The organism is Actinomadura sp. WMMA1423, from assembly GCF_006547145.1.
Taxonomy (GTDB): Bacteria; Actinomycetota; Actinomycetes; order Streptosporangiales; family Streptosporangiaceae; genus Spirillospora.
The window spans coordinates 1-25532 of sequence record NZ_CP041244.1 but is presented as its reverse complement, the minus strand read 5'-3'; the positions used below and the strand labels follow the sequence as shown (position 1 = coordinate 25532).

Below are 25532 nucleotides of genomic sequence, written 5' to 3'. Positions count from 1 at the left end.
AGACGTCATACGGTGGGCCGGTGCCCGACATGCCCGATCCCATCGCCGAGGCCCACCGCCAGTGGAGCGGCCGCTGGCCCGAGCACGCCGACCGCATGGCGGCCGTCACCTCGGTGATGCGGGCCCAGCAGGTCCTGCTCAGCCGGATCGAGGCCGTCCTCAAGCCCTACGGGCTGACGTTCGCCGCCTACGAGGCCCTGCGCCTGCTCGCCTTCACCCGCACCGGAACCCTTCCCATGGGCAAGATGGGCACCCGCCTCATGGTCCACCCGGCCTCGGTGACCAACGTGATCGGCCGCCTGGAGCAGCGGGGCCTCGTCGGCCGCCGCCCCTCCCCCGACGACCGCCGGGTCGTCCTCGCCACCATCACCCCCGCGGGCCGCGACCTCGCCGAGGAGGCCACGCTCGCCCTCAACGAGTCCGGCTTCGGCATCGCCGGCCTCCCCGAGGCCGAGGCCGCCGAGATCACCGCCGCGCTCCGCCGCGTCCGCCTGGCGACCGGCGACCTCGACTGATCCGGGGGACCCGGCGCCGCCGGGACGTGTGACACCTTGGGGGCATGACGAGCGAGACGGTCTTCACCTACGGGGCGCCGCAACTGAAGTTCGGCAGCGGGGCGGCGGACGAGATCGGGTTCGATCTGGCGCAGTTCGGGGCGCGGCGGGTGCTGGTCGTCACCGACCCCGGGATCGCCGCGACGGGCGGGCCGGCGCGGATCGCCGAGGCGATGGGGGCGTACGGGGTCGAGGCCGCCGTGTTCGACGGCGTGCGCGTGGAGCCCACGGACGCGAGCATGCGGCAGGCGGTCGAGCACGCCCGGGAGACCGGCCCCTACGACGCGTACGTGGCGGTCGGGGGCGGGTCGAGCATCGACACCGCCAAGGCGGTCAACCTGCTCACGACGAACGAGGGCGACCTCGCCGACTACCTGAACCCGCCGGTGGGCGCGGGGCGCGCGCCGGAGCGGCCGCTGCTGCCGCTGGTGGCCGTCCCCACCACGACGGGCACGGGCGCGGAGAGCACCACGGTGTGCGTCCTCGACGTCCTGGACCTGCGGGTGAAGACCGGCATCAGCCATCCGCGGCTGCGGCCGGCGCTGGCCGTGGTGGACCCGGAGCTGACGATGTCGCAGCCGCCCGGGGTGACCGCCTCGGCCGGGATGGACATCCTCTGCCACGCCCTGGAGAGCTACACCGCGCGCCCCTACGACGCGTACGAGCGCAAGAGGCCCGAGCAGCGGGTCCCCTACTGCGGGGCCAACCCGGTGTCGGACATGTGGGCGGAGAAGTCGCTGAGCCTGCTGTCGCGGTCGTTCCGCAGGGCGGTCGAGGACGGGGAGGACCGGGAGGCGCGCACCGACATGGCGCTCGCGGCGACGTTCGCGGGCCTCGGGTTCGGCAACGCCGGGGTGCACATCCCGCACGCCAACGCCTACCCGATCGCCGGGCAGGTCAGGGACTTCCGCCCGGACGGCTACCCCGCCGGGGAGGCGATGGTCCCGCACGGCATGTCGGTGTCGCTGACCGCGCCGGAGGCGTTCCGGTTCACCTTCGAGGCGTGCCCCGGGCGGCACGTCCGGGCCGCCGAGCTGCTCGACCCTCGGACGGACCGGCCGGACGAGGCGTCCGAGCACCTGCCGCTGGCCGTGCTGCGGCTTATGCGCGACATCGGCCTCCCGGAAGGGATCGGCGGAGTCGGGTACACCGAGGGCGACGTCCCCGCGCTGGTGGAGGGCGCGATGAAGCAGCAGCGGCTGCTGGCGACCGCGCCTCGCGCGGTGGACGAGGAGGCCGTGGCCGGGATCTTCACGCGGTCGCTGCGCCTGTGGTGAGGCCGCTGTGGTGAGGCCGGTGGTGAGGCCGCTGCGGTGAGGCCCCTCAGCGCTCGCGGACCCAGGCGTCGACGAGGTCGGCGGCCTCGGGCCGGGAGTCCGGCAGGTAGTGGGTGTCCCTGATCCGGTGGAGGGTCCTGTCCGGCGCGGCGAGGGCGTCGAACACCGCGCGGGCGTCGCTTTCGTAGACGCCCTCGTCCGCCGTGGCGTGCACCACCAGGGACGGGGCGGTGATGCGCGCGAGGTGCGGGGCGGCGGCGCACTGCGAGGTGCGCAGGCTCCACATCGACAGCCAGGAGCGCAGCGTGCACAGCGAGCCGATGCCGAACACGCCGTAGTTCGCCTTGGCGGGCTCGCCGAGGTAACAGCGGTTGGGCCGGCGGTCCGACGGCTCGATGGAGGGGTCGATCATCCTCAGGTCGGCCCAGGTGCGGTGGACGGTGAACAGGGTGTCGCGGGCGCGGGTGCCCTTCAGGGCGTCCAGGCGGGCGAGGACGCGGTCGGTGATGCGCTCGTTGCGGGCGCGCTGGGCGGCGCGGTACCGGGCCTGGAACTCCGCGTCGTACGGGGGGCCGTTGCGGGGGTCGAAGGGGTCGAGGGCCGGGTCGACCGACAGCGGGTCGGTCTCGTCGGTGACCGACGGGTCCATCCAGGCGGTGAGGACCTCCGGGCGGCCGGCGTGGGCGGCGAGCGCGACGAACAGGTCCCCGGCGGGCAGGTCCTCGATCGCAGGGACGGGGCGCATCCCCGCGACGGGCGTGATGTTGGGCTCGACGGCCTGCGACTGGTAGGCGGCCATAAGCGAGCCGCCGCCGGAGTTGCCGAGCAGGACGACGCGCTCGGCGCCCGCCCGCTCGCGGAGCCAGCGGACCCCGGTGCCGATCTCGGCGAGGGCGTGGTCGAGCAGGAAGTACGCCTCGTTGCCCCGGAAGCGCGTGTTCCAGCCGAGGAAGCCGTGGCCGCGGGCCGCGAGGTGCTCGGCGAGGTAGTGCTCGGAGAAGTCCACGTTGTAGTGGGCCGCGATGAACGCGGTCTTCGGGGCGGCCCCGGCGGGCCGGTGGTAGACGCCCTGGCACGGGTGCCCGCCCGCGCCCGCCCTGCCCGCGAGCGGTGACGGCAGCCCCACGAACTCCCTGACGATCTCACCCATCCGGCGCCTCCCGGCTCGCTACCGAATCAGGTTCTGATCGTAGGGGGATATGGACTCCGCACGACCACCCAACGCCTGGTCGTACAGATCCATCCCATATGCTGCGGATCACATCCGTTGTGTCGCAAGGAGGCGTGATGGCGGATTCGCCGACGATGACGTACGGCGGCTATCTGAGGCTCGACGACCTGCTGTCCTGCCAGGAGCCGAAGACCCGGGCGCACGACGAGCTGCTCTTCGTGATCATCCACCAGGTCTACGAGCTGTGGTTCAAGCAGATCCTGCACGAGGCCGCGCTGCTCCAGGCCCGCCTGGAGGAGGGCAACAGCGCCGGGGCGCTGCACACCGCCCGCCGCATAGCCAAGATCCTCAAGACCGTGGTCGGGCAGCTGGACGTGCTGGAGACGATGACGCCCCGGCAGTTCGCCGCGTTCCGCGACGAGCTCGGCAACTCCAGCGGCTTCCAGAGCGAGCAGTTCCGCGAGATCGAGGCCGTCCTCGGGCGGCGCTCCTTCCCCGCCTCGGACCTGCGCGGCGACGAGCGGCTCCAGGCGGCCGTGTCGCGCCCGTCGGTGTTCGACTCGCTGCTGCGCTACCTCGCCGGCCGCGGCCACGCCGTCCCGCGGGGGGCCCTGGAGCGCGACTTCTCCCGGCCGTGGGAGCCGGACCCCGGCGTGCAGAAGGCCCTGCTCGCCGTCTACGCGGACGAGACGGGCCCCGCCGCCGAGGTCTGCGAGGCGCTCGTCGACGTGGACGAGGGCATCCAGGAGTGGCGGTACCGGCACCTGAAGATGGTCGAGCGGACGATCGGCGCGAAGATCGGCACGGGCGGGTCGGCCGGCGCCGACTACCTGCGCAGCACCCTGTTCGCCCCCGCGTTCCCCGACCTGTGGGAGGTCCGCTCCCAGACCGAGGAGGTCCCCGTCCATGGCGGCTGAGGCCGGGGAGCGGGTCGCGGTCGTCGGCGCGGGCCTCGCGGGCTGCCTGCTCGCGGTGCTGCTCGGCCGGCGCGGCATCGCGGTGACGGTGTACGAGCGGCGCCCCGATCCGCGCGTGGCGGGCGCCGAGCGGGGGCGCTCGATCAACCTGGCGATCTCCGCGCGCGGCCTGGCGGCGCTGGAGCAGGTGGGGCTGCGCGACCAGTCCCTCAAGCAGGCGCTGCCCATGCACGGCCGGATGGTGCATCCGCTCGCGGGCGCGCCGAACTTCCAGCCCTACAGCGCCGACGGCGAGCGCGCCATCAACTCCATCAGCCGCGCCGAGCTGAACCGGTCGCTCCTGGACACCGCCGAGGGCACCCCGGGCGTCACGCTGCGGTTCTCCCAGCGCGTCACCGGAGTGGACGTCGAGGCCGGAGCCGTCCTGCTGGAGGGCGCCGCCCCCGAGCCCGCCGGCATCGTCCTGGCCGGGGACGGCGCGTACAGCGCCGTCCGCCGGTCGCTGCGCCTGGACGAGGACGCCGACTTCCTGGAGCACGGGTACAAGGAGCTGACCGTCCCGCCGAGGGACGGCGGGTTCGCGCTCGACCCCGACGCGCTGCACATCTGGCCGCGCGGCACCTCGATGATGATCGCGCTGCCGAACCTGGACCGCTCGTTCACCTGCACGCTGTTCTGGCCCAAGGCGGACTTCGCCGCCCTCGACACCCCGGAGGAGGTCACCGCCTACTTCGAGCGGCACTACCCCGACGTCGCGGGCCTGATGCCGGACCTCGCCGGCGACTACGAGCGCAACCCGGTGGGGTCGCTGGTGACCGTCCGCTGCTGGCCGTGGACGCGGTACGGCAAGGGCGCCCTGGTGGCGCTGCTGGGCGACGCCGCGCACGCGATCGTGCCGTTCTTCGGGCAGGGCGCCAACTGCGCGTTCGAGGACTGCATCGAGATCGACCGGTGCCTCACCGAGACCGGCGGCGACTGGGCCCGCGCGCTGTCGCTCTACCAGGAGCGGCGCAAGGCCAACACCGACGCGATCGCCGAGATGGCGCTGGACAACTTCATCGAGATGCGCGACCGGGTGTCGTCCCCGGTGTACCGGGCGAAGCAGGCGGCGGTCCACGCGCTGGAGCGGCGCCTGGCCGGGCGCTATGTCTCCCGCTACGAGCTGGTGTCGTTCTCGACGGTGCCGTACGCGCGGATCCCGGCGCGGATCAGGCGGCAGAACCGGGTGCTAGCCGCGGCCGCCGCCGGCACCGCGGCGGCCCTCGGCCTGGGCCTGCGCGCCCTCCTCCGGCGGCGCTGAGCCCCGGCGGCCGGCGGCCAGGTCGGCCAGGGCCGCCGCCAGCGCCGCCAGCACGAACCCGAGGACGACGATCAGCCCGTGCCGGAACGCGGCGGCCCAGTCCCCGCGCGTCCCGGCGATCGTGGCGAAGAACACCGACCCGACGGCGGCGACCCCCATCGCGGTGCCGACCCGCTGGCCGGTCTGCAGGACGCCGGCCGCGCTGCCGCCCTCGGTGTAGTCCACCTCCGACAGGGTGATCGTCTGGTTCGGCGAGATCACCAGGCCGCTGCCCAGCCCGGCCAGCAGCAGCGGCGCCGCGGTGGCCCAGGCGACGCCCGCGCCGGGCTTCAGCTCCACCGCGAGCCACGCCGCGCCGAGCCCGGCCAGCACCAGGCACAGGCCTCCGGCGACGAGTTGGCGGCCGTACCGCGAGACGGCGCGGCCGCCGAGGGTGGACCCGACCGCGGAGCCGAGCGCGAACGGCGTGATCGCCAGGCCCGCCTCCAGCGCGCTGAGACCGAGGCCCGCCTGGAGGTAGAGCGTGAAGATGAAGAAGACCGCGGTGAATCCGGCGAAGTACAGCAGCGCGATCGCCGACCCCAGCGAGTAGGAGCGGAGCCGGAACAGCGCGAGGTCGACCATCGGCGCCCGGGCCCGGCGCTCCCAGGCGGCGAAGGCCGCCAGCAGCACGGCGCCCGCCAGGACGAGCAGCCACTTGAGGTCGCCGCGCCACTGCTGCTCCTGGACGAGCGGCAGCAGCACGCACAGGACGCCCGCGCCCAGCAGCAGCACGCCGAGGGGGTCCAGGCCCTGCCGCTCCCCGTAGACCGGGGCGGGCAGCAGCCGCCACGCCAGGAACAGCGCCACGACGCCGACCGGGATGTTGACGTAGAACACCCACCGCCAGCCCTCCGCCGGACCGGCGATCGCGATCAGCCCGCCGCCGAGCAGCGGCCCGACGGCGGTGGCGATCCCGATGACGGCGCCGAGCGCCCCGAACGCCCGTCCCCGCTCGGGGCCCCGGAACAGCTGCTGGATGAGCCCGGCGACCTGCGGGTTGAGGATGCCGCCCGCGACGCCCTGCACGAGCCGGGCGAGGACGAGGAACAGGATCGTCGGGGCGATGCCCGCCCCCGCGCTCGCCGCCGTGAACAGCGCGAGCCCGAACATGAACACCGCCCGGCGGCTGCGGGCGTCGCCGAGCCGCCCGGCCGGGACGAGGACGAGCCCGAACGTCAGCGCGTACCCGGACAGGATCCACTGGAGCTGCGCGTCCGACGCGTGCAGGCCCGACCGGATCGACGGCAGCGCCACGTTGACGATGCTGACGTCCAGCAGCGTCATGAACGCCGCGACAAGGCAAACCGAGAGCGCCTGCCACCGCCTTGTCATTGCCTTTGCTCCTCCTTCGGGCCCGGAGGGCCCTCCATCGTCGACAAAGGCGGGCGATCGCTGGCATCGCTCCGTCTCGCCTTGCGGCTCGCTTCGCGATCAGGTTCTCGCTTCGCTCGAACCTGCCTTCGGACGCGATCGCGACCATTGAGGTTGTTGCGTGGTTGCGGCGGTGGTTGAGGTCGGTGTGGGACGGTGCCTTCGGGTCCGGAGCAGAGCACTGCTGAACACAGCAATGCAATAGATTCCCCTGATGAGCGATTCCGACTCGGGGACCGGCCCCGAAGAACTCCAGTGCTCCGCCAAGGGCTGCCGGGCGGACGCGGTGTGGGCGCTGCGGTGGAACAACCCGAAGATCCACACGCCGGACCGGCGGAAGGTCTGGCTCGCCTGCGACGAGCACCGCGAGAGCCTGTCGGCGTTCCTGTCCCGCCGCGACTTCCTGAAGGACGTGGTGCCGGTCGCCGACCGCGACGAGCCCGCCGGGCGCGGTTAGGCCTCGTCGAGGACCGGCGCGCCGCCCTGCTCGGGAGCCCCGCCCTGCTCGGGGACCCCGGCCTGCTCGGGCGCCTCGGCCGGCCAGCCCTCGGCCATCTCCGTCAGCCGGGCGGCGGCGTCGCGCGCGGGCACGCCGCGGCCGACCGCGAGGCCGAGCAGGTAGGCCGTCACCGGCGCGCCGGGCCGCGCGACGTTGTGGGCGACGTCGCGGGCCAGGTCGAGCACCAGGCCCTGGTCGACCTCGCCGCGCTCCAGGCCCAGTTCGAGGCAGGCCGCGTTGATCCAGTCCTCGAGGACGGACATGGTTTCCCCCTTCGAGCGTGGTGCCGGTGGTCTGCCCACTCTCGCACGATCAAAGCAGTCGCTCGGCCGCGGCCAGCTGCTCGGGGGTGTCGCAGTCGAACCACGCCGGACGGACGCCGGCCGGCAGCCTCACCGGCACCGGATCCAGGGGGCCGAGGAACCCGCGCAGGGAGGCGCCCTCGTAGGCGGCCAGCGCCGTCCGCAGGGCGCCCGCGCGCCAGCACCCGGCGAGCCACTGCTCGCGGCCGTCCTCGTCCACCAGGACGGCCCCGTCCCGCTCCCCCATCGCCTCGAGCAGCGCGGCGACGTGGGCGGGGCGCAGGAACGGCAGGTCGGCGGCCAGCAGCGCCAGGACGGGCGCGCGGACCTCGGCGAGCCCGGCGCGCAGCGCGGGCACCGGCCCGGCGCCCGGCGGGTCCTCGCGGACGACGACGGCGTCCGGCAGGACGTCGCGGCGCGGCCCCACCACGACGAGCCGGGACGCCCCGGACGCGGCGGCCGCCGCCCATTCGACCAGCGGGCGTCCCCCCGCGGGGGCGGCGGGCTTGTCGGCGCCGAACCGCCGCGCGCGCCCGCCCGCGAGCAGCACGGCGTCGAACGACGCGCCGGCGCCCACCGGCTCAGCCGCCGATCGCCGACATGGGGCGGGCGGGCTGGAGGAACGACGGGTCGTCGATGCCGTGCCCGGCGCGCTTGGCCCGCACCGCCGCGCGCCAGCGGTCGGCCAGCTCGGCGTCGGCGGCTCCGGCGCGCATCGCGTCGCGCAGGTTGGACTCCTCGGTGGCGAACAGGCAGTTGCGGACCTGTCCGTCGGCGGTGAGCCGCACCCGGTCGCAGGCGCCGCAGAACGGCCGGGTCACCGAGCCGATCACGCCGACGGTCTCAGGGCCGCCGCCGACGAGGAACGACTCGGCGGGGGCGCTGCCGCGCTCGTGCCCGCTGTCGGGCGCGAGGTCGAACTTGGCCGACAGCCGGTCCAGGATCTCGTCCGCGGTGATCATGTTCTCGCGGGTCCAGCCATGCTGGGCGTCCAGCGGCATCTGCTCGATGAACCGCAGCCGGTAGCCGTGCTCCAGGCAGTACCGCAGCAGCGGGACGGCCTCGTGGTCGTTGATCCCGCGCATCAGCACGGCGTTGATCTTGACGGGGGCGAGCCCCGCGCGCCGCGCGGCCGCCAGCCCCGCCAGCACGTCCCCCAGCCGGTCGCGGTGCGCGAGGCGCCGGAACGTGTCGCGGTCGAGGGTGTCGAGGGAGACGTTCACGCGGTCGAGCCCGGCCTCGGCCAGCGGCGCGGCCAGCCGGTCGAGCCCGATCCCGTTGGTGGTCAGCGAGATCTGGGGGCGCGGCGCCTGCTCCGCCGTCCGCCGCACGATCTCCGGGAGGCCGCGCCGCAGCAGCGGCTCGCCGCCGGTGTAGCGGACCTCCGTCACGCCGAGGTCGCGCACGGCGAGGCCGACCAGCCGGGCCACCTCGTCGTCGGTGAGCAGTTCCGGCTTGGGCAGCCAGTCCAGCCCCTCGGGCGGCATGCAGTACGAGCACCGCAGGTTGCAGCGGTCGGTGAGGGAGACCCGCAGGTCCGTCGCGGTACGGCCGAAGGTGTCGACCAGCACGGGCACCCCTTCCTGTCGCGGTCTGGCTCCCCAGCCTATTCCGGTGGTTGACGAACTGATCCACGCGGGAGACGGTGGCCTTCCGCCGATGATCTGTGGAGGGCGCGGTGGCGACGGCGCGGGAGTGGGAGTTCGCGGGCACGCGGGGGGCGGTCACGGCCCGGATCTGGGCGGACGGCGAGCCGCGCTACGTCGCGGTGCTCGTGCACGGCTACGGCGAGCACCTCGGGCGCTACGACCACGTCGCGGCCGTCCTGGTGCGGCACGGGGCCGTCGTCTGCGGCCCGGACCACCTGGGCCACGGCCGCTCGGCCGGCGAGCGCGTGCTGGTCGAGGACTTCGAGGACCTCGTCGCCGACCTGCACACGGTCGTGGAGGCGGCCCGCGGCGACCACCCGGGGCTGCCCGTCGTCATGATCGGCCACTCCATGGGCGGCCTGATCGCCACCCGGTACGCCCAGCTCCACGGCGGCGTCCTCGCCGCGCTGGTGCTGTCCGGCCCGGTCCTCGGCCGCTGGCACGTCGTGGAGCAACTGCTGCCCCTCGACGAGATGCCGGACGAGCCGATCGACACCGCCACGCTCTCTCGCGACCCGGCCGTTGGGAAGGCCTACACCGAGGATCCGCTGATCTGGCACGGGCCGTTCAGGAAGCCCACCGTCCGGGCCCTCGACACCGCCCTCCGCCGCGTCGACGAGCACGGCTCCCTGGGGGCGCTGCCCACCTTCTACGTCCACGGCGACGCCGACGAGCTCGTACGCCCGCGGGACACCCGCGTCGGCATCGAGGCGGTCCGCGGGGACGACCTCACCGAGCGCCTCTACCCCGGCGCCCGCCACGAGGTCTTCAACGAGACCAACCGCGACGAGGTCCTCGCCGACGTCACCGCCTTCATCGACCGGGTGCTGCCGGAGGCGTGAAGCGCCGGTCCGCGCCGCGCCAGGGCCGGTAGCGGATTCGCCTCGCACGGCCCGCTTCGCCTTCTGGGCGCACCTCGTCCTGGTGCGGCCACGAAGTCCTGACCAGGGCGGACACCCAAACAAGGCCGTCCGAAGCATGGCGACTCTCCGTGAAAAGTTCTTTACTTTAAGACATCATTTCCTGGTTCAAGGGGGGACGTACACATGAACCGGATCCAGATCGACGACCGGGCGACCACGACCGGGCACCGCGACCGCGCGGTCCCACCCGAGGGAGGCGGGTCATGACGGTCCTCTGGCCGCTCGTCGGCGCGGCCGTCATCCCGACGAGCGGCCAGACGTGGCAGCAGGCGATCAGCGCGTTCGAGACGCTCACCGGACGGCCGCTGCCGGTCCGCCGCTGCTACGACGGCGCTCCGCCGTCCACGGTGGCCACCTCGCAGATGCGCTACGACCTGGGGGTGCGCAAGAGCGTCTACAGCATCAAACCGACGATGTCGACGCCGCTGGCGACGCTGCAGTCGCTCGCGAACGACATCATCACCACGGGCGCCAAGGCCGACGTGATCATCTACCACGAGCCGGTCGACAACATGAGCGGTCCCGACTTCATCAACCTCTACAAGCGGTCGGCACCGCCGTTCCGCTCGGCCGGGGTGAAGGTGGGGGTCTGCTACACCAACTACTCGTGCAACCTCCCGTACTCCGATTCGCGGTCGGCGCTGAAGTACTACTGGCCGCCCACGGGCCTGGTCGACTTCATCGGGATCGACGAGTACCCGATCGGCGAGATCTCCGCCACCTCGGACGCCCCTCCGATGGACGTGCGCACGCGGCGGGTGTGCCAGTTCGCCGACTCCCTGGGAGTCCCCCTGGGGCTCGCCGAATGGGGCGTGGACGCCTCCTGGCCGGTCACCAAGTCCGTCCAGTGGATGCGGTCGGTCACCGACTGGGGCCGCCAGCGCACCCTGCTCGGCGTCCCGCTGCGGTGGTCGTGCTATTTCAACATCGCGCCCTACGCCATGACGCACGCCGAGTACGTGGACGCCTACGACAACCAGTCCGACCTGCTGATGTAGGGGGACGGCGGGCCCGGCGCCCCGCCTGAGCGGGGCGCCGGGCCCGCGCGCCTTCAGCCCTTGACGCAGATGAGCTGGCGGAGGTGCGCCACGACCTCGACGAGGTCGGACTGGGCCTCGATCACCGTCTCCAGGTCCTTGTAGGCGCCGGGGATCTCGTCGATGACGCCGCTGTCCTTGCGGCACTCGACGCCCCGGGTCTGCTCGACCAGGTCGTCCACGGTGAAGCTCTTGCGCGCCTTGTTGCGGCTCATCTTCCGCCCCGCGCCGTGCGAGGCCGAGTTGTACGCGGTCTCGTTGCCGAGTCCGCGGACGATGTAGGTGCCGGTCGCCATGGACCCCGGGATGATCCCGAGGTCGCCGCTCCCCGCGCGGATCGCGCCCTTGCGGGTGACGAGCAGCTCGACGCCGCCGTACTCCTCCTCCGCCACGTAGTTGTGGTGGCAGGAGATGACCTGCTCCCACCGGCAGCGCTTCTCCCCGAACCGCTTCGTCACGACGTTCTGCGCGAGGGCCATCATGACGGCGCGGTTGCGGCGCGCGTACTCCTGCGCCCAGAACAGGTCGTGCCGGTAGGAGTCCATCTTGGCGGTGCCGGACAGGAACACGGCGAGGTCGTTGTCCGGCAGGTCCTGGTTGTGCGGGAGCCTGCGGGCGGCCTCGATGTGCTGCTCGGCCAGCTCGTTGCCGATGTTGCGCGACCCCGAGTGCAGGACGAGCCAGATCGCGCCGTCGTCGTCCGCGCACAGCTCCAGGAAGTGGTTGCCCCCGCCGAGCGTGCCCATCTGCGAGCGGGCGCGGCCGAGGCGGGACCGCACCGCCGGGTGCAGGTCCTCGAACGCCTTCCAGAAGTCGTACCAGCCGCGCTCCTTCAGGCCGGGCAGCGCGGACGGGTCGACGGCGGTCTTGTGGGAGCCGCGCCCGACGGGGATCGCCCTCTCCAGGCGGCCGCGCAGGCCGGCCAGGTCGTCGGGCATGTCCTCGACGGTGAGCGAGGACTTCGCGGCGGTCATCCCGCAGCCGATGTCCACGCCGACGGCCGCCGGGGACACCGCGTCCCTCATCGCGATCACCGAGCCGACGGTGGCGCCCTTGCCGTAGTGGACGTCGGGCATCACCGCGAGGCCCTCCACCCACGGCAGGGCGGAGACGTTGCGGAGCTGGTCGAGGGCGAGGTCCTCGACGGTGGACGGGTCGGTCCACATCCGGATCGGGACGCGGCCGCCCTTCAGGGTCTGGTACGGCATTTCCCTCTCCTTGATCGACGGAACCGAACCGCGATCTATGACGCCAGAGTCACCCGTCCCGGTTCAACCGGTTTTCGCCCTGGCGGCGCTCGGTCAGGCCGAGGCGGTCGAGGTGGCGCAGCAGGGCGACGGCGGTGTCGCGGCCGGTCCCGAGGGCCTCGCCGGCCTGGGCGGGGCGTGAACGGCTGCGGCAGGGCGGACAGGACGCGCAGCGCCTCCTGGTCGGCGCCGGGGAGCAGCACGATCGCGTCGCCGATCCGCAGGAGGGCGCCCGCGTTCTGCGCGCCGGCGAGGATTTCGCCCGTGAGGCCCAGCTCCTCGAGGCGCTCGGCGCTGGGCGGCCGGAAGGGGGTCTCGGCCAGCTCGGCGCGGAGCCGCTCCACGGCCTCGGCCCAGGGCGGCGGCGGTTCCGCGGCCACCGCCGCCCGCGACGGCTCGGCGGCCCGCGCCGGGGCGGGGCCCGGAGCAGGGCCGTAGACCCGCCCGGCGTCCACGCGCAGCGGCGGCCGGACGAGCGCGGCGACGAGCTGGCGGGCGGGCAGGCCGAGCCGCAGCCGGACGGTCTCCAGGGGGATCCCGGGGGCGCGCGGGCTCTGCGCGGCGTGCCGGGCCGTCTCCTCGGCGAGCCGCTCGAACAGCGACCGCCAGTGCGCCGGGTCGGCGACCCAGTCGCCGTTCAGGGCGACGGCGTCCGGCGGTGGCGCGCAGCCCATGACGGACAGCTCCGACCTGCGGAGCACGCCGTGCCGCCGCAGGACGAGGGCGCCGTCCGGGCGGTCCGGCCAGGACGCCAGCTCCCGGGCGCGGGCGGCGCCGGCGCCCGGCCGCACGAGGGTCGGCGGCCGGACGTCCAGGACGCTCACCCCGGCGATCGAGCGGCGCTCGGGGTCGCGCAGGAGCCCGGTGTCGCCGAGGTGCAGGGCGAGCCGGGTGTTCAGGGTCAGGCGCGCGGTGTCGGGGCCGAGGGGCCGCAGCCGGACCGGGACGGCGGCCGACCCGACGTGCAGCGTCATCCGCCGCGCGAGCCTGCCGGACGCCTCGCCGAAGCGGGTGCGGACGTCGACGCAGGTGGTGTGCGTCCAGGCGCCGGGGGTGACCAGGGCCATGCCGGCGTCCACGCGCCCGGCGTCGCGCAGGGTCAGCACGACGCGGGAGACGCCGCCGACCGATTCGCGGGGCTCGCCGGCGCAGCCGATCGTCCGGACGCGGACGCGCTCGCCCGCGGGCATGAGGAGCAGCTCGTCGCCCACCGCGACCGTTCCGGCGGTGAGGGTGCCGGCGATGACGCTCTGCCGCCCGGCGGTGAACGCCCGGTCGGCCCACAGCCGCACCGGGGCGTCCGGGTCGGGCACGGGCAGCCGGGCGGCGAGGCGGTCGAGCGCGGCGGCCAGCTCGGCCATCCCGGCGCCGGTCTCGGCGCTGACCGCGACGGCCTCCGCGCCCCCCAGCGCGCTCCCGGCGAGCCGCTCGCGGATCTGGCGCAGCGCGGGCTTCGGGTCGGCGGCGTCGGCCTTGGTGACCGCGACGACGCCGAACCGGGCGCCGAGCGCGCCGAGCGCCTCCAGGTGCTCGCGCGTCTGCGGCATCCACCCCTCGTCGGCCGCGACGGCGAGCAGGACCGCGGACGCGGGCGCCGCCCCGGCGAGCATCTCCGGGACGGACCGCTCGCCCCCCGGGGCGTCGACGAACGCGACGCGGCGGCCCGAGGGCAGCTCCGTCCAGGCGCCCGGTTCGCCGGGCTCGCTGCCGGTGAGGGCGCGCACGAGCACCGACTTGCCGTGCCCACCGTGACCGGCGGTGGTGACGACCTGCATCAGCGTCCTTTCCGGGCCTGAACGCCGATGGCCGCGCGAGGGCCGGCCGTGCGGGGGATGGCGGTGCGGGGGTTGCGCAGACGAAGGTCCACGAAAGGCAACCCTATGGAGGCCGGGGCCAGGGGCAAACCGCGACGCGCGGGCGCGGCCGGTTCGCCGCGCGACACCGCCCCGGACGGTGGGGCCCCGGCCCTCCCCCTGGCTCAGGCGAACCGGCGGAGGGCCGGGAGGTCGCGGACAAGGGGCGCCAACGCGTCGAGTTCGCGGGTGCGGGCGGGCGGTGTGCTGCCGAACCGTTCCGTCTCGGCTTGTCGCCGAGCCCACGCGTTGGCGAAGACCAGGGCGCGCACCGGCGCGGGGGCCGCGGCGAGGCGCTCGGCCCTTGCCGAGGCCTCGGGGGTGTCCGTCTCGGGCTCGGCGGGGCGCGCCGTCCTCGCATGGGCGCCGGCCGGGGACCGCCACAGCGGGGAGCCGTCGTCGACGAGAGTGTCGGCGGGGGCCGTGCCGCAGGCGGCCAGGAGGGCCGCCGTGAGCGGTTCCGGGTCGGCGCAGCCGGTGCCGGCCAGCAGCCCTACCGTGTGCCGCCCGGTCTGCCAGGCGCTGAGGAATTCGGGCCAGGCTTCCGTGGTCAACACGCTCGCGTAGCGTTCGGTGATCTCGCGCATAACGGGTCCGAGCGCGGTGTGCAGCGGCTCCGGCAGCAGCGTGGCGAGGTCGGCGGCGAGACCGTCCGCGACCGCCGGCCGCTCGCCCGGCCGGCACCCGGGCGGCAGCGGCGTGGCCCAGAGGCGGGACAGGTGGAGCCGCCGCAAGTCGACGGTCTGGACTTCACGGCTGACCCTGTCATCACGCGCGCCTCCCGGGCTCCGTGCCCGACCAGGATAGGGGGCGCGTCGGGCCGTACCGGGGCGTCGCGGGGTGATTCCCCCGCTCTACACTTACTTAGGTTAAGTAAGTACATGCCGTGCGCCGGGCTCCGGCGACCGGCCGATGCGGGAGGTTCGCATGACCGGCGCCCCGGCGGCTCGAGGGACAGGGGTCCCGGCGGTGCGCGAGGCGCGCGCCGCGGTGGTCCCCGGAGCCGGCGCCCCGGCCGCACGGCACACTGGCCCCACGCTGCTCGCGCTCTCCGTGGCGGGGATGGTCGTCTCGGTGCAGCAGACGCTCGTGCTGCCGCTGCTGCCGCAGCTCATGGCCCGCTTCGACGCCCCCATCACCGACGTGACATGGGTGTTCACCGCGTCCCTGCTGGCCGGCGCCGTCGCCACCCCGCTGCTCACGCGGTTCGGCGACATGTACGGCAAGAAGCGGATGATCCTGCTGGCCCTGGTGCTGCTGCTGGCGGGCTCGGCGGTGTGTGCGCGGTCTCCGGCACGCTGCCGGTGCTGATCGCCGGACGCGCCCTGCAGGGCGTCTCGGTGGCGATGATCCCCCTCGCCATCGGCATGATCCGCGACACGTTCCCGCCCGAGCGGGTCACCACGGCGATCGGCATCGTCAGCGCCACCATGGGCGTCGGCGGCAGCGCGGGCATGATCGTGACCGGGCTGATCGCCGCCCGGACACCGAGCCACCACCCGGTCTTCTGGATCGCCGCCGCGCTGGCGGCGGCCGGGCTGGTGCTGGTCGCCGCCACGGCGCGCGACGTCGGCGTCCGCGCCGGGGGCCGGCCCGACCTGCCGGGCGCGGCGCTGCTCGCCTGCTGGCTGGTGTGCCTGCTGCTCGCCATCAGCCAGGGCAACGCGTGGGGCTGGGCGTCCGCCGGGGTCCTCGGCCTGTTCGGCGCCGCGGCCGCGCTGTGCGCGGTGTGGGTCGCGGTCGAACGGAGGGTCCGCGCGCCCATGGTGCGGCTGAACCTGCTCGTCGGCGCCCGGTCGCTGTCGGCCAACGTCGTCTCGGCGCTGCTCGGCTTCTCGATGTTCGCCGCGTTCACGCTCATCGCGGGCTTCGTGCAGGCGCGGCCGGAGGAGGTCGGGTACGGCCTCGGCGGCTCGGTGCTGGACGTCGGGCTCTACATGCTGCCGAGCACCGTGACGATGCTGGTCTTCTCGGCGATGGCCGGGCGGATCGCCGCCCGGCTCGGCCCCGCCCACACCCTCGCGATCGGGTCGGCGTTCGCCGGGCTCTGCTACGCGTGGCTCGCGGTGTCGAACACGCACGTGTACGACATGCTCGCCTTCAGCGCCATCCAGGGCATCGGGTTCGGGATCGCCTACGCGGCGCTCGGCACCCTCGCCGTCCGGCACGTCCCGATGGACCAGAGCGGGATCGCCAGCGGGATCAACTCCCTCGTGCGGACCACGGGCGGCAGCGTCGCGGGCGCCGTCACCGCGTCGATCCTGGCCGGACGGGCCGCCGCGGGCACCGGCGCGCCCGGCCTCGGCGCCTACGAGCTGTGCTTCTGGATCGTCTCGGCGGGCGCCGCCCTGGCCGCCCTCATCGCCGTCGCGCACGCCCTCCGCCACCCCGGGTAGACCTCCGGCGGCGGCGCGGGCCCTTGACGAACCGGCCCCGCGCCATGCCCTATAGGGGTGCGGCCCGAATCGCGGAGACGCCGGTCCGGGCCTCCGCGCAGATCCGGGCCAGGACCCGTCACCGGGAGGACGACATGGGCGCCTACGCGGCCGCGTACGAACGCAGCATCGCCGATCCGACCCGCTTCTGGGGGCTGGCGGCGCGGGACGTGCGGTGGCTCGTCCCGCCCGACCGGGTGCTGGACGACGGGGCCCCGCCCTTCTACCGCTGGTTCACCGGCGGTGAGCTCAACACCTGCGACAACGCCCTGGACCGCCATGTCGAGGAGGGGCGCGGCGAGCAGGCCGCGCTGATCTACGACAGCCCCGTCACCGGGACCGTGCGGACCTACACCTACCGGGAGCTGACCGAGCTCGTCGCGCGGTTCGCCGGAGCCCTGCGCGCGCAGGGCGTCGAGCGCGGCGACCGCGTGGTGATCTACCTGCCGATGGTGCCCGAGGCCGTCATCGCGATGCTGGCGTGCGCCCGGCTCGGGGCGGTGCACTCGGTGGTCTTCGGCGGGTTCGCGGCGCGCGAGCTGGCCGTCCGCATCGACGACGCCCGCCCGAAGGCGGTCGTGTCGGCGTCCTGCGGCATCGAGGCCGGCCGTGTCGTCCCCTACAAGCCGCTGCTGGACCGGGCGCTGGAGCTCGCCCGGCACAAGGTCGAGCGGTGCGTGATCCGCCAGCGCGAGCAGCTGCACGCCGACCTCGTCCGGCCGCGGGACGTGGAGTGGGACGAGGCCGTCGCGGCCGCAGAGCCCGCCGGGTGCGTTCCCGTCGCCGCCACCGACCCGCTCTACATCCTCTACACCTCGGGCACGACCGGGCGGCCGAAGGGCGTCGTCCGGGACAACGGCGGGCACGCGGTGGCGCTGCGCTGGTCGATGGAGAACGTCTTCGACGTGGGGCCGGGCGACGTCTTCTGGGCGGCGTCCGACGTCGGCTGGGTCGTCGGGCACTCCTACATCGTCTACGCGCCGCTGCTCACCGGCTGCACGACCGTGCTGTACGAGGGCAAGCCGGTGGGGACGCCGGACGCGGGCGCGTTCTGGCGCGTCGCCGCGCAGCACCGTGTCAAGGCGCTGTTCACCGCGCCGACCGCGATCCGGGCGATCAAGAAGGAGGACCCCGAGGGCGCGCTGCTCGCCGGGCACGACCTGTCCGCCCTGGACACGCTGTTCCTCGCCGGCGAGCGCCTCGACCCCGACACCTACCGGTGGGCCTCGCGGGTCCTGGAGCGGCCGGTGATCGACCACTGGTGGCAGACCGAGACCGGCTGGCCGATCGTGGCGAACCTGCGCGGGCTGGAGCCGATGCCGGTCAAGGCGGGGTCCCCCTCGGTGCCGGTGCCCGGGTACGACGTGCGGGTGCTCGGCCCGGACGGGTCGCCCGTCCCGCCGGGCGCCGACGGCGACATCGCGATCCGGCTGCCGCTGCCGCCGGGCACGCTGCCCACGCTGTGGCAGGACGACGAGCGGTTCGTCGAGTCGTACCTGACCAAGCACCCCGGCCACTACCTGACCGGCGACGGCGGGCACATCGACGAGGACGGCTACGTGTGGGTGATGGGCCGCACCGACGACGTGATCAACGTCGCCGGGCACCGGCTGTCCACCGGGACGATGGAGGAGGTCATCTCCGCCCATCCGGCCGTCGCGGAGTGCGCGGTCATCGGCGTCCAGGACGCGCTGAAGGGGCAGGTGCCGCGCGGGCTCGTCGTGCTCAAGAGCGGGGTCCTGGCCGAGCCCTCGGAGGTGTGCGCCGAGCTGGTCGCGATGGTCCGCGAGCAGGTCGGGCCGGTGGCCGCGCTCAAGGAGATCTCCGTCGTGCCCGCGCTGCCGAAGACGCGGTCGGGCAAGATCCTGCGGGGCGTGATGCGGGGCATCGCCGACGGGCAGGAGGTGCCGGTCCCGTCCACGATCGAGGACCCCGAGGTCCTGGACGGCCTGCGCCCGGTGCTGCGCCGGCCCTAGGGCTCTTCAGGGGGGCGGCGGCCGTGTCGCGCGTCGCGGCCCCGCGCTCGGGCCAGAACGCCGCCACCAGGAGGATGGCGGCCACCGGAAGGGCGGACTGGAACAGCGCCTCCCACACGTTCCAGCCGCCGTCGCCGAGGTCGGACAAGTGGACCAGGCCCGTCCCGGCGAACGCCGCGACGACGCCGACCGTGGCCAGCAGCCATGCCGGCACGCGCTTGCGGCCCGCCAGCACGAACCGGCTCAGGACTCCGATGGCCGCGCCCAGGACGACGGCGGCCACGATCCCGCCGATGGTCATGCGTCGCCTCGCCTCCCCCCGTCCCCATGAGGCCAGCCGGGGACCTACCCGCGACCTTGATCGGCGACACGGGGCGGCGCGGGCGGCTAGCGGATGACGAGGGTGTACCGCTGCCGGCCGACGAGCTCCCCGATGACGGGGGCGCCGGGGATCTCCCCGGCGACCAGCAGCCCGCCGGAGGTCTGGGCGTCGGCGAGCAGGAGGCGCTCCTCCTCGGCGATCCGGCGGAAGTCGGTGTGCGGGGAGACCCACCTGAGGTTGCGGCGGGTGCCGCCGGGGACGAACCCGTCCCGCACCGCGGCGCGCGCGCCGTCCAGGTAGGGGACGGCGGAGGCGTCCACGACGGCGGTGACGCCGCTCGCCCGAGCCAGCTTGTACAGGTGGCCGAGCAGCCCGGGTCCGGCGACGTCGGTGGCGCAGGCGGCGCCGCGCTCGAGGGCGGCCAGGCCAGCCGCCGCGTTCAGCTCCGTCATGGCCGCGACCGCGTGCGCGAACACCTCGCCGGTCGCCTTGTGCCGCGCGTTCAGGACGCCGAGGCCGAGCGGCTTGGTCAGCGTGAGCGGGACGCCGGGGCGGCCCGCGTCCAGCCGCAGCAGCCGGTCCGGGTCGGCGATCCCGGTGACCGCGAGGCCGTACTTGGGCTCGGGGTCGTCGATGGTGTGGCCGCCGGCGATCGCGACGCCGGCGAGGGCCGCCGTGTCCCGCCCGCCGCGCAGCACCTCGCGGGCCAGCTCGGCGGGCAGCGCGTCGGCGGGCCAGCCGAGCAGGTTGAGGGCCATCAGCGGCACTCCCCCGACGGCGTACACGTGCGAGAGCGCGTTCGCGGCCGCGATGCGGCCCCAGTCGTAGGCGTCGTCGACGACGACGGGGGTGAAGAAGTCGGCGGCCGACACCACGGCCCGGCCGCCCTCGATCCGCAGCACGGCGGCGTCGTCGCCGTCGGGACCGCCGACCAGGAGCGCGTCGTCCCCGCCGGTGAGGCCGGCCACGATCCGCTCCAGCTCCCCCGGCGGGATCTTGCACGAGCCGCCGCCGCGCGCGTACTGCGTCAGGCGGGCCACCGGGGCGAGTCGGGTCACCGCAGAATTTAACGCACAACTACCTCAAATGATCAACAAACGGACGGTATGCACTCGGTCACCGATCGGCGACCGGTCCCGCGACCAGCACGGAAAAGCCTCCACCCCCTTGTCCGAACCCTGTTCGGCATGATGCGATCTCCCCTCTGCAAGTCATCACTTACTTCGGTGACCAACGACCACGAGGGGCGACATGGGGATCCAGGAACAGCGGGCCGACCTCGACCGGGCCGTCGCGGGGCAGACGATCTGCACCGCCCTCGCCGCGACCGCCGAACGGCACGGGGGCAGGCCCGCCTATTCCGACCGGATCGACGGCGAGTGGCAGACCCTCACCTGGGCGGAGACGAGGACCCGCGCGCTGGAGACGGCGGCCGGGTTCGCCGCGCTCGGCCTGGAGGCCGGCGACGTCGTCGCGCTGATGATGCCGAACCGCTCCGAGCACGTCCTGGCCGACCTCGGCGCGGTGCACGCCGGCGGGGTCCCCACCACCGTGTACGCGACGCTCGCGCCCGACCAGGTCGCCTTCGTGGCCGGCCACTGCTCGGCGAAGTACGCCGTACTGGACGGCATCGACCAGCTGGGCCGCTGGCTGCCCGCCCTGGACCGCCTGCCCGGCCTCCGCAAGATCATCGTGGTGAACGCCAAGGCGTGCCCGCCAGGCGACCGCTTCCTCAGCTGGGACGCCCCTCACCGAGCTCGGCCGCCGGGAGCTGGCCGCCGACCCGCTCGCGATCGACCGGCGCTGGCAGGCGGTCAGGCCCGAGGACACCGTCACCCTGCTCTACACCTCCGGCACCACCGGCGACCCCAAGGGCGTCCTGATCACGCACTCGATGGTGCTGCACGAGGCCGAGATGGTCGAGCGCAGCTCGGTCCTGCCCGAGCACCCCGCCGGGATCTCCTACCTGCCGTTCGCCCACATCGCCGACCGCGTGCTCAGCTACTACCTGCCGGTCCGGCTGGCCTCGCACGTCCATTTCTGCCCCGACCCGGCCCAGCTGACGTCGGTCCTCGGCGCGGTCCGGCCGCACTCCTTCTTCGGCGTCCCGCGCGTCTGGGAGAAGATCATGGCCGGCATCCAGGCCGTGCTGTCGGCCGAGCGGGACGAGGCGAAGAAGCGGGCGGTCGCCGCCGCCCTCGACGCGGGCCGCGCCTACGTGACGGCGCAGGAGCACGGGGGCACGCTCACCCCCGAGATCGCCGAGGCCTTCGAGCGCGCCGACCAGGCCGTCCTCACCCCCATGCGCGCCCTGCTCGGCCTGGACCGGGTCCTCCAGGCGTCCAGCGCCGCCGCGCCGCTGCCCGTCGAGGTGGCCCGGTTCTTCGCCGGCCTCGGCCTGAAGATCTTCGACGCCTACGGGATGACGGAGACGACGGGCGCCATCACCGCCAACCTGGCCGACTCGTTCAAGCTCGGCACCGTGGGGCGCCCCTTCCCCGGCGTCGAACTGAAGCTCGCCGACGACGGCGAGATCCTCGTCCGCGGGGCCACGTGCACCCCCGGATACCTGGACCGGCCCGACGCCACCGCGGACCTGATCGACTCGGACGGCTGGGTGCACACCGGTGACGTCGGCCGCCTCGACGGCGACGGCTTCCTCACCGTCGTCGACCGCAAGAAGGAGCTGATCATCACCGCGGGCGGCGAGAACATCGCGCCGTCCCTGGTCGAGAACCGCCTCAAGGAGCACCCGCTCATCGGCCAGGCCCTCGCCTTCGGCGACCGCCGCCCCTACGTCATCGCCCTCATCACCCTCGACGGCGAGGTCGCGCCCGTCTGGGCGGCGGCCCACGGGATCGAGGCCACCGACCTCGCCGCCCTCGCCGACCACCCCCTCGTCCTGGAGGAGGTCGCCCGGGCGGTCGAGGACGCCAACGCCCGGCTCGCCCGCGTCCAGCAGGTCAAGAGGTGGCGGCTGCTCACCGCCGAGTGGACCGCCGAGAGCGAGGAGCTCACCCCGACCCTCAAGCTCAAGCGCCGCGTCGTGCACACCAAGTACGCCGCCGACATCGACGCCCTGTACACCGGCTAAGATCACCGCCGGAGGCGTGTGAGCGCCTGGTGGCCTCCCCGGCCTTCAAAGCCGACGGTCCCGAGGATCTCGGGACGGCGGGTTCGATTCCCGTACGCCTCCGCCACCCCGCCCCCAGGCGGGGGCGGGGGCGGGGCGAGCCGGTTCGGGCGCGGCGTAACGTGAGGGCATGAGGCGTCGCAAGCTGGCCTACGGGATCATGATGGGGACCTGCCTCACCCTGTTCGTGCTGGCCTGGGCGGTGGTGCGGCTGTACTCGCACACGGCCGCGATCGCGATGACGGTGGTCGCGCTGGTGATCCCCCCGTTCGCCGCGATCGTGGCGAACTGGAACATCGACCGCCGGGACCGGCGCGATTGAGCGGCCAGGGTGTCGCCTGGCTGCTCGACCTCGCCGGGATCTTCGTCTTCGCGGTCTCGGGGGCCCTCGCGGCCGTCCGGCAGCGGCTGGACGTCGTCGGGATGGTGGTGCTGGCGGAGATCACCGCGCTCGGCGGCGGGATCCTGCGCGACCTGCTCATCGGGGCCGTCCCGCCGGCGGCCTTCACCGACCTCGGTTACGTGCTGGTCCCGTTGGCGGCCTCGGCGCTGGTGTTCTTCTGGCATCCGCAGGTGACGCGGCTGCTGCCCGCGGTGCTGCTGTTCGACGCCGCCGCGGGCTCGGGCTGTTCTGCGCCACCGGGACGGTCAAGGCGCTCGCGTACGGGCTCTCGCCGGTGCACGCGGTGCTCCTCGGGATCGTGACGGCGGTCGGCGGCGGCATCCTGCGCGACGTGCTGGCCGGGCGGATCCCCGCGGTGCTCTACGACCGGCAGCTGTACGCGGTCCCCGCGCTGCTCGGCGCCGCCGCGACCGCCGCGGCAGACGCCGCCGGCCTGCACGGCGGAGCCGTCACCGCGGGCGCCGCCGCGATGGCGTTCGGGCTCCGCGTCCTCGCCATGCGCCAGGGGTGGCGGGCCCCCCGCCCCCGCGGAGTACCGGACTGACCCGCGCGGAGCCCGCGCCCTTCGTTTGCGGCGGGTCGTCGGGGTACCGTCAACGTTCATGGGGCGGATCACCGTGCGCAGGCCCGTACTGCGGCTGAGCGCGTCCGGCGCGCCGGTGCGGCGGCCCGACACGCTCGCGGCGGAGGAGCCGCTGGAGATACGCGTCGCCGGCAAGCCGCTCACGATCACGATGCGCACCCCGGGGCACGACTTCGACCTCGTCGCCGGCTTCCTGGCGGCCGAGGGCGTGGTCGCCCGGGCCGCCGACATCGCGACGATGCGGTACTGCGCGGACACCGAGGAGCAGAACACGCTCGACGTCGTGCTGTCCCCGGGCGTTACACCGCCCGACGACTCCATGACGCGGGCGTTCACCACCACCAGCGCCTGCGGGGTCTGCGGGAAGGCGAGCATCGAGGCACTGCGCTCCGACCGGCCCTACGAGGTGGCCGCGGACCCGGTGCGGCTGACCCCTGCCGTGCTGGCGACGATGCCCGAGCGGCTGCGCGGGGCGCAGCGTGTTTTCGACCGGACGGGCGGCCTGCACGCCGCCGGGCTCTTCGACGCGGACGGCGGGCTCCTGGCCGTGCGGAGGACGTCGGCCGGCACAACGCCGTCGACAAGGTGATCGGCTGGGCGCGCTGCGGCAGGAGAGGCTGCCGCTGGCCGGGACGGTCCTCATGGTGAGCGGGCGCGCGTCGTTCGAGCTGACCCAGAAGGCGATGACGGCGGGCGTCCCGGTGCTGGCGGCGGTGTCGGCGCCGTCCTCGCTGGCGGTGGACCTCGCCGAGGACGCCGGGATGACGCTCGTGGGCTTCCTGCGCGGCGAGAACATGAACGTCTACACCGGGGCGGAGCGTATCGCCCTCTGATCGGGGCCGTTTGTCATAAAGGATCGAAAACCGAGCGGTAACTTGTTGGGTTGCCCTCAAGAAACCGCGGGTCCGGCAGGAGTTGACTGCTCTGCCAATGACCAACGCGGCGGCGGGGGCTCGCCGCGCCCGGCGCCCGGACGCGTGGAAGGCGAGGACCGAATGACGAGGCCCCAGGTGAGCGGCGGAGCGGCGCCCATCGACGAGCGCCACCCGCCGATCAAGCCGCGGCGCGTCTCCTTCGACTGGTCGCGGACTCCGCTGCACTGGGTCCCGAACGACCCGGTCGCCACCCACATCATCAACTCCTTCCACATCGTCCTGCCCGAGGGCGAGAAGTGGTTCATCCAGTGCGTCAAGGACGCCCGCCCGCACATCCGCGACGAGCGGCTGCTGGAGGAGATCAAGGGCTTCATCGGGCAGGAGATGGTGCACGCCCGCTCCCACCAGGGCGTGCTCGACCAGATTCTGGAGCGCAACGGGATCGACGTCTCCAAGATCACTGACGCGGCGGGGCGGGGGAACGCCGAGCGCCCCGCGCAGATGGCGGCGCTGAAGGAGCGCAACCCGCGGGCGTGGCGGCGGCGGCTGCGCTTCGAGCTGGCCGCGGTCGCCTCGATCGAGCACTACACCGCCGTCCTCGGCCAGTGGATCATGGACAACGACCGGCTCGACAAGGCCGGCGTCGACCCGACGATGCTGGACCTGCTGCGCTGGCACGGCGCCGAGGAGGTCGAGCACCGCTCGGTGGTGTTCGACGTCTACAAGGCCGTGGGCGGCCGGTACCCGACCCGCGTCGCCGCGTGGGTGGTGTCGCTGTTCTTCCTGTACTGGGCGCTGATCGGCGGTTCGCTCTACCTGCTCAAGCAGGACCCGACGATCAAGGGGCGGGTGAGCCCGCTGCGCGTCTACCGGTCCTACCGGCGCTCCGTCCGGCTCGGCCACGTGCCCGGCATCTTCCGTCTCCTGCTCGGCGAGGCGCCGGTCTACCTCAGGCCGGACCACCACCCGTCGAAGGTGTGCTCCACGCCCCGCGCTCTGGAGTACCTCATGCAGTCGCCCGCCGCGAAGGCCGGGGGCTACGACCCGTACTAGAAGCACGGGATTCCACCGATGCGCGTGGGATTCTCATTCGGTGTACGGTTCCTCCAGACCATCGGCGGCGGACCGGTCAAGGGGCGCCTGGAGGGGCGCTCCCCGGTGGGCCCGACGGGAGACGACCGCATGAAACACCCCGCCCCACCCGCCATCCGGCGGCGCGTCCGCGGCGACGGCGTCGACCTCGCCGTCTACGAGCAGGGCGACCGGTCGCGCCCGACCGTCCTGCTGGTCCACGGCTACCCCGACACCCACGCGGTCTGGGACGAGGTGGCCGCGCGGCTCGCCGAGCGGTTCCACGTCGTCCGGTACGACGTGCGCGGGCGCGGCGCCTCGTCCCGTCCGTTCGGGCGCAGACGCTACACGTTCGAGTACCTGATGGCCGACATGCAGGCGGTGCTGGACGCGACCGCGCCCGAGCGCAGGGTGCACCTCGTCGGGCACGACTGGGGCTCGATCCAGTCGTGGGAGGCGGTCTGCACCATGCAGGACCGCTTCGCCTCGTTCACCTCGATCTCCGGGCCGTGCCTGGACCACGTCGCGCACTGGACGCGCCGGAACCTGGCGCGCCCCACCCCGGGCAACCTGCGGCGGGCGGCCGGGCAGG

24 protein-coding genes, 1 tRNA gene and 3 pseudogenes are annotated in these 25532 nt (G+C 74.1%); 19 read left to right on the top strand and 9 right to left on the bottom strand.

Annotated elements, in window-relative coordinates; translation table 11 throughout:
* Nucleotides 1-29: 29 nt before the first annotated feature.
* Both FKD65_RS00125 and FKD65_RS00120 read left to right on the top strand, forming a co-directional pair.
* On the top strand, nucleotides 30-515 hold the full coding sequence (locus tag FKD65_RS00125; RefSeq protein ID WP_141586177.1) for a MarR family transcriptional regulator: 486 nt from the start codon (nucleotides 30-32) through the stop codon (nucleotides 513-515).
* Between the two features lie 44 nt (nucleotides 516-559).
* Nucleotides 560-1831, top strand: a complete 1272-nt coding sequence (locus tag FKD65_RS00120) for a hydroxyacid-oxoacid transhydrogenase (protein ID WP_141574989.1) — start codon at nucleotides 560-562, stop codon at nucleotides 1829-1831.
* Between the two features lie 46 nt (nucleotides 1832-1877).
* On the opposite strand, the gene FKD65_RS00115 is transcribed toward FKD65_RS00120, so the two are convergent.
* Nucleotides 1878-2981, bottom strand: coding sequence for a lysophospholipase (locus FKD65_RS00115; RefSeq protein ID WP_141574987.1), 1104 nt, complete (start codon nucleotides 2979-2981; stop codon nucleotides 1878-1880).
* Nucleotides 2982-3118: 137 nt separating this feature from the next.
* On the opposite strand from FKD65_RS00115, the gene FKD65_RS00110 reads away from it, so the two are divergent.
* Together FKD65_RS00110 and FKD65_RS00105 are read left to right on the top strand one after the other, a co-directional pair.
* The gene (locus FKD65_RS00110; RefSeq protein WP_141574984.1) at nucleotides 3119-3919 is read left to right on the top strand and encodes a tryptophan 2,3-dioxygenase; all 801 of its coding nucleotides are present in this window, start codon (nucleotides 3119-3121) and stop codon (nucleotides 3917-3919) included.
* Complete coding sequence (locus tag FKD65_RS00105; RefSeq protein ID WP_141574981.1) at nucleotides 3909-5219, top strand: NAD(P)/FAD-dependent oxidoreductase; 1311 nt, start codon at nucleotides 3909-3911, stop codon at nucleotides 5217-5219. The genes FKD65_RS00110 and FKD65_RS00105 overlap by 11 nt, the downstream gene beginning before the upstream one ends.
* On the opposite strand, the gene FKD65_RS00100 is transcribed toward FKD65_RS00105, so the two are convergent.
* The gene (locus tag FKD65_RS00100; protein ID WP_141574979.1) at nucleotides 5148-6593 is read right to left on the bottom strand and encodes an MFS transporter; all 1446 of its coding nucleotides are present in this window, start codon (nucleotides 6591-6593) and stop codon (nucleotides 5148-5150) included. The genes FKD65_RS00105 and FKD65_RS00100 overlap by 72 nt on opposite strands.
* Before the next feature lie 253 nt (nucleotides 6594-6846).
* Between FKD65_RS00100 and FKD65_RS00095 the strand changes: the two genes are divergently transcribed.
* Nucleotides 6847-7089 carry a hypothetical protein gene (locus tag FKD65_RS00095; protein WP_141574977.1) on the top strand — a complete coding sequence of 81 codons (243 nt, stop codon included), beginning with the start codon at nucleotides 6847-6849 and terminating at the stop codon, nucleotides 7087-7089.
* Here FKD65_RS00095 and FKD65_RS00090 read toward each other — a convergent pair.
* The 3 genes from FKD65_RS00090 to moaA are packed head-to-tail and all read right to left on the bottom strand — an operon-like array spanning nucleotide 7086 to nucleotide 9004.
* The gene (locus FKD65_RS00090) at nucleotides 7086-7394 is read right to left on the bottom strand and encodes a DUF6457 domain-containing protein (RefSeq protein ID WP_168220893.1); all 309 of its coding nucleotides are present in this window, start codon (nucleotides 7392-7394) and stop codon (nucleotides 7086-7088) included. The two genes, FKD65_RS00095 and FKD65_RS00090, sit on opposite strands and share 4 nt — an antisense overlap.
* A gap of 49 nt (nucleotides 7395-7443) precedes the next feature.
* Nucleotides 7444-8010 (bottom strand): molybdenum cofactor guanylyltransferase, encoded by a 567-nt coding sequence (locus FKD65_RS00085; RefSeq protein ID WP_141574974.1) that lies wholly within the window; start codon nucleotides 8008-8010, stop codon nucleotides 7444-7446.
* 4 nt (nucleotides 8011-8014) lie between these two features.
* The gene (gene moaA / locus FKD65_RS00080) at nucleotides 8015-9004 is read right to left on the bottom strand and encodes a GTP 3',8-cyclase MoaA (RefSeq protein WP_240809896.1); all 990 of its coding nucleotides are present in this window, start codon (nucleotides 9002-9004) and stop codon (nucleotides 8015-8017) included.
* 107 nt (nucleotides 9005-9111) lie between these two features.
* On the opposite strand from moaA, the gene FKD65_RS00075 reads away from it, so the two are divergent.
* The gene (locus tag FKD65_RS00075; RefSeq protein ID WP_141574970.1) at nucleotides 9112-9924 is read left to right on the top strand and encodes an alpha/beta hydrolase; all 813 of its coding nucleotides are present in this window, start codon (nucleotides 9112-9114) and stop codon (nucleotides 9922-9924) included.
* Nucleotides 9925-10208: 284 nt separating this feature from the next.
* Entirely contained in the window at nucleotides 10209-11003 is a 795-nt protein-coding gene (locus FKD65_RS00070; protein WP_141574968.1) for a hypothetical protein, read from the top strand.
* Nucleotides 11004-11056: 53 nt separating this feature from the next.
* Here FKD65_RS00070 and FKD65_RS00065 read toward each other — a convergent pair whose 3' ends face one another.
* The 3 genes from FKD65_RS00065 to FKD65_RS00055 form a co-directional block, all read right to left on the bottom strand.
* Nucleotides 11057-12250, bottom strand: a complete 1194-nt coding sequence (locus FKD65_RS00065; RefSeq protein ID WP_141574966.1) for an RtcB family protein — start codon at nucleotides 12248-12250, stop codon at nucleotides 11057-11059.
* 35 nt (nucleotides 12251-12285) lie between these two features.
* Complete coding sequence (locus tag FKD65_RS46490) at nucleotides 12286-14064, bottom strand: GTP-binding protein (protein ID WP_368367194.1); 1779 nt, start codon at nucleotides 14062-14064, stop codon at nucleotides 12286-12288.
* Between the two features lie 203 nt (nucleotides 14065-14267).
* A complete protein-coding gene (locus tag FKD65_RS00055; protein ID WP_141574964.1) occupies nucleotides 14268-14876 on the bottom strand; it encodes a hypothetical protein in 609 nt (202 codons plus the stop codon).
* 193 nt (nucleotides 14877-15069) lie between these two features.
* Between FKD65_RS00055 and FKD65_RS45240 the strand changes: the two genes are divergently transcribed.
* The 3 genes from FKD65_RS45240 to FKD65_RS00045 are packed head-to-tail and all read left to right on the top strand — an operon-like array spanning nucleotide 15070 to nucleotide 18553.
* A complete protein-coding gene (locus FKD65_RS45240) occupies nucleotides 15070-15453 on the top strand; it encodes an MFS transporter (RefSeq protein WP_240809903.1) in 384 nt (127 codons plus the stop codon).
* Nucleotides 15420-16538, top strand: a complete 1119-nt coding sequence (locus tag FKD65_RS00050) for an MFS transporter (protein WP_240809902.1) — start codon at nucleotides 15420-15422, stop codon at nucleotides 16536-16538. Before FKD65_RS45240 ends, FKD65_RS00050 begins: the two co-directional genes overlap by 34 nt.
* A gap of 44 nt (nucleotides 16539-16582) precedes the next feature.
* Nucleotides 16583-18553, top strand: a complete 1971-nt coding sequence (locus FKD65_RS00045; RefSeq protein WP_141574961.1) for a propionyl-CoA synthetase — start codon at nucleotides 16583-16585, stop codon at nucleotides 18551-18553.
* A 387-nt stretch (nucleotides 18554-18940) separates the two neighbouring features.
* Here FKD65_RS00045 and selD read toward each other — a convergent pair whose 3' ends face one another.
* Nucleotides 18941-19933, bottom strand: a complete 993-nt coding sequence (gene selD, locus FKD65_RS00040; protein ID WP_141574958.1) for a selenide, water dikinase SelD — start codon at nucleotides 19931-19933, stop codon at nucleotides 18941-18943.
* Nucleotides 19934-20126: 193 nt separating this feature from the next.
* On the opposite strand from selD, the pseudogene FKD65_RS46485 reads away from it, so the two are divergent.
* The 9 genes and pseudogenes from FKD65_RS46485 to FKD65_RS00005 form a co-directional block, all read left to right on the top strand.
* A pseudogene (locus FKD65_RS46485) lies at nucleotides 20127-20564 on the top strand (AMP-binding protein); the annotation flags it as partial.
* Nucleotides 20565-20646: 82 nt separating this feature from the next.
* Nucleotides 20647-21969: a long-chain fatty acid--CoA ligase gene (locus FKD65_RS00035; RefSeq protein ID WP_368367281.1), complete on the top strand. Its 1323-nt coding sequence runs from the start codon at nucleotides 20647-20649 to the stop codon at nucleotides 21967-21969.
* Between the two features lie 10 nt (nucleotides 21970-21979).
* Nucleotides 21980-22075, top strand: a tRNA-Sec gene (locus FKD65_RS00030).
* Nucleotides 22076-22138: 63 nt separating this feature from the next.
* Nucleotides 22139-22330: a DUF3099 domain-containing protein gene (locus FKD65_RS00025; protein WP_141574955.1), complete on the top strand. Its 192-nt coding sequence runs from the start codon at nucleotides 22139-22141 to the stop codon at nucleotides 22328-22330.
* Entirely contained in the window at nucleotides 22327-22713 is a 387-nt protein-coding gene (locus FKD65_RS46480; protein ID WP_368367193.1) for a trimeric intracellular cation channel family protein, read from the top strand. Before FKD65_RS00025 ends, FKD65_RS46480 begins: the two co-directional genes overlap by 4 nt.
* A complete protein-coding gene (locus FKD65_RS46475; protein WP_368367192.1) occupies nucleotides 22686-22955 on the top strand; it encodes a TRIC cation channel family protein in 270 nt (89 codons plus the stop codon). The genes FKD65_RS46480 and FKD65_RS46475 overlap by 28 nt, the downstream gene beginning before the upstream one ends.
* A 58-nt stretch (nucleotides 22956-23013) precedes the next feature.
* Nucleotides 23014-23827: pseudogene (gene fdhD / locus FKD65_RS00015) on the top strand (formate dehydrogenase accessory sulfurtransferase FdhD).
* Nucleotides 23828-23989: 162 nt separating this feature from the next.
* Nucleotides 23990-24922, top strand: coding sequence for a metal-dependent hydrolase (locus FKD65_RS00010; RefSeq protein WP_141574953.1), 933 nt, complete (start codon nucleotides 23990-23992; stop codon nucleotides 24920-24922).
* Nucleotides 24923-24940: 18 nt separating this feature from the next.
* Nucleotides 24941-25450, top strand: a pseudogene (locus FKD65_RS00005) (alpha/beta fold hydrolase); the annotation flags it as partial.
* Nucleotides 25451-25532 lie beyond the last annotated feature (82 nt).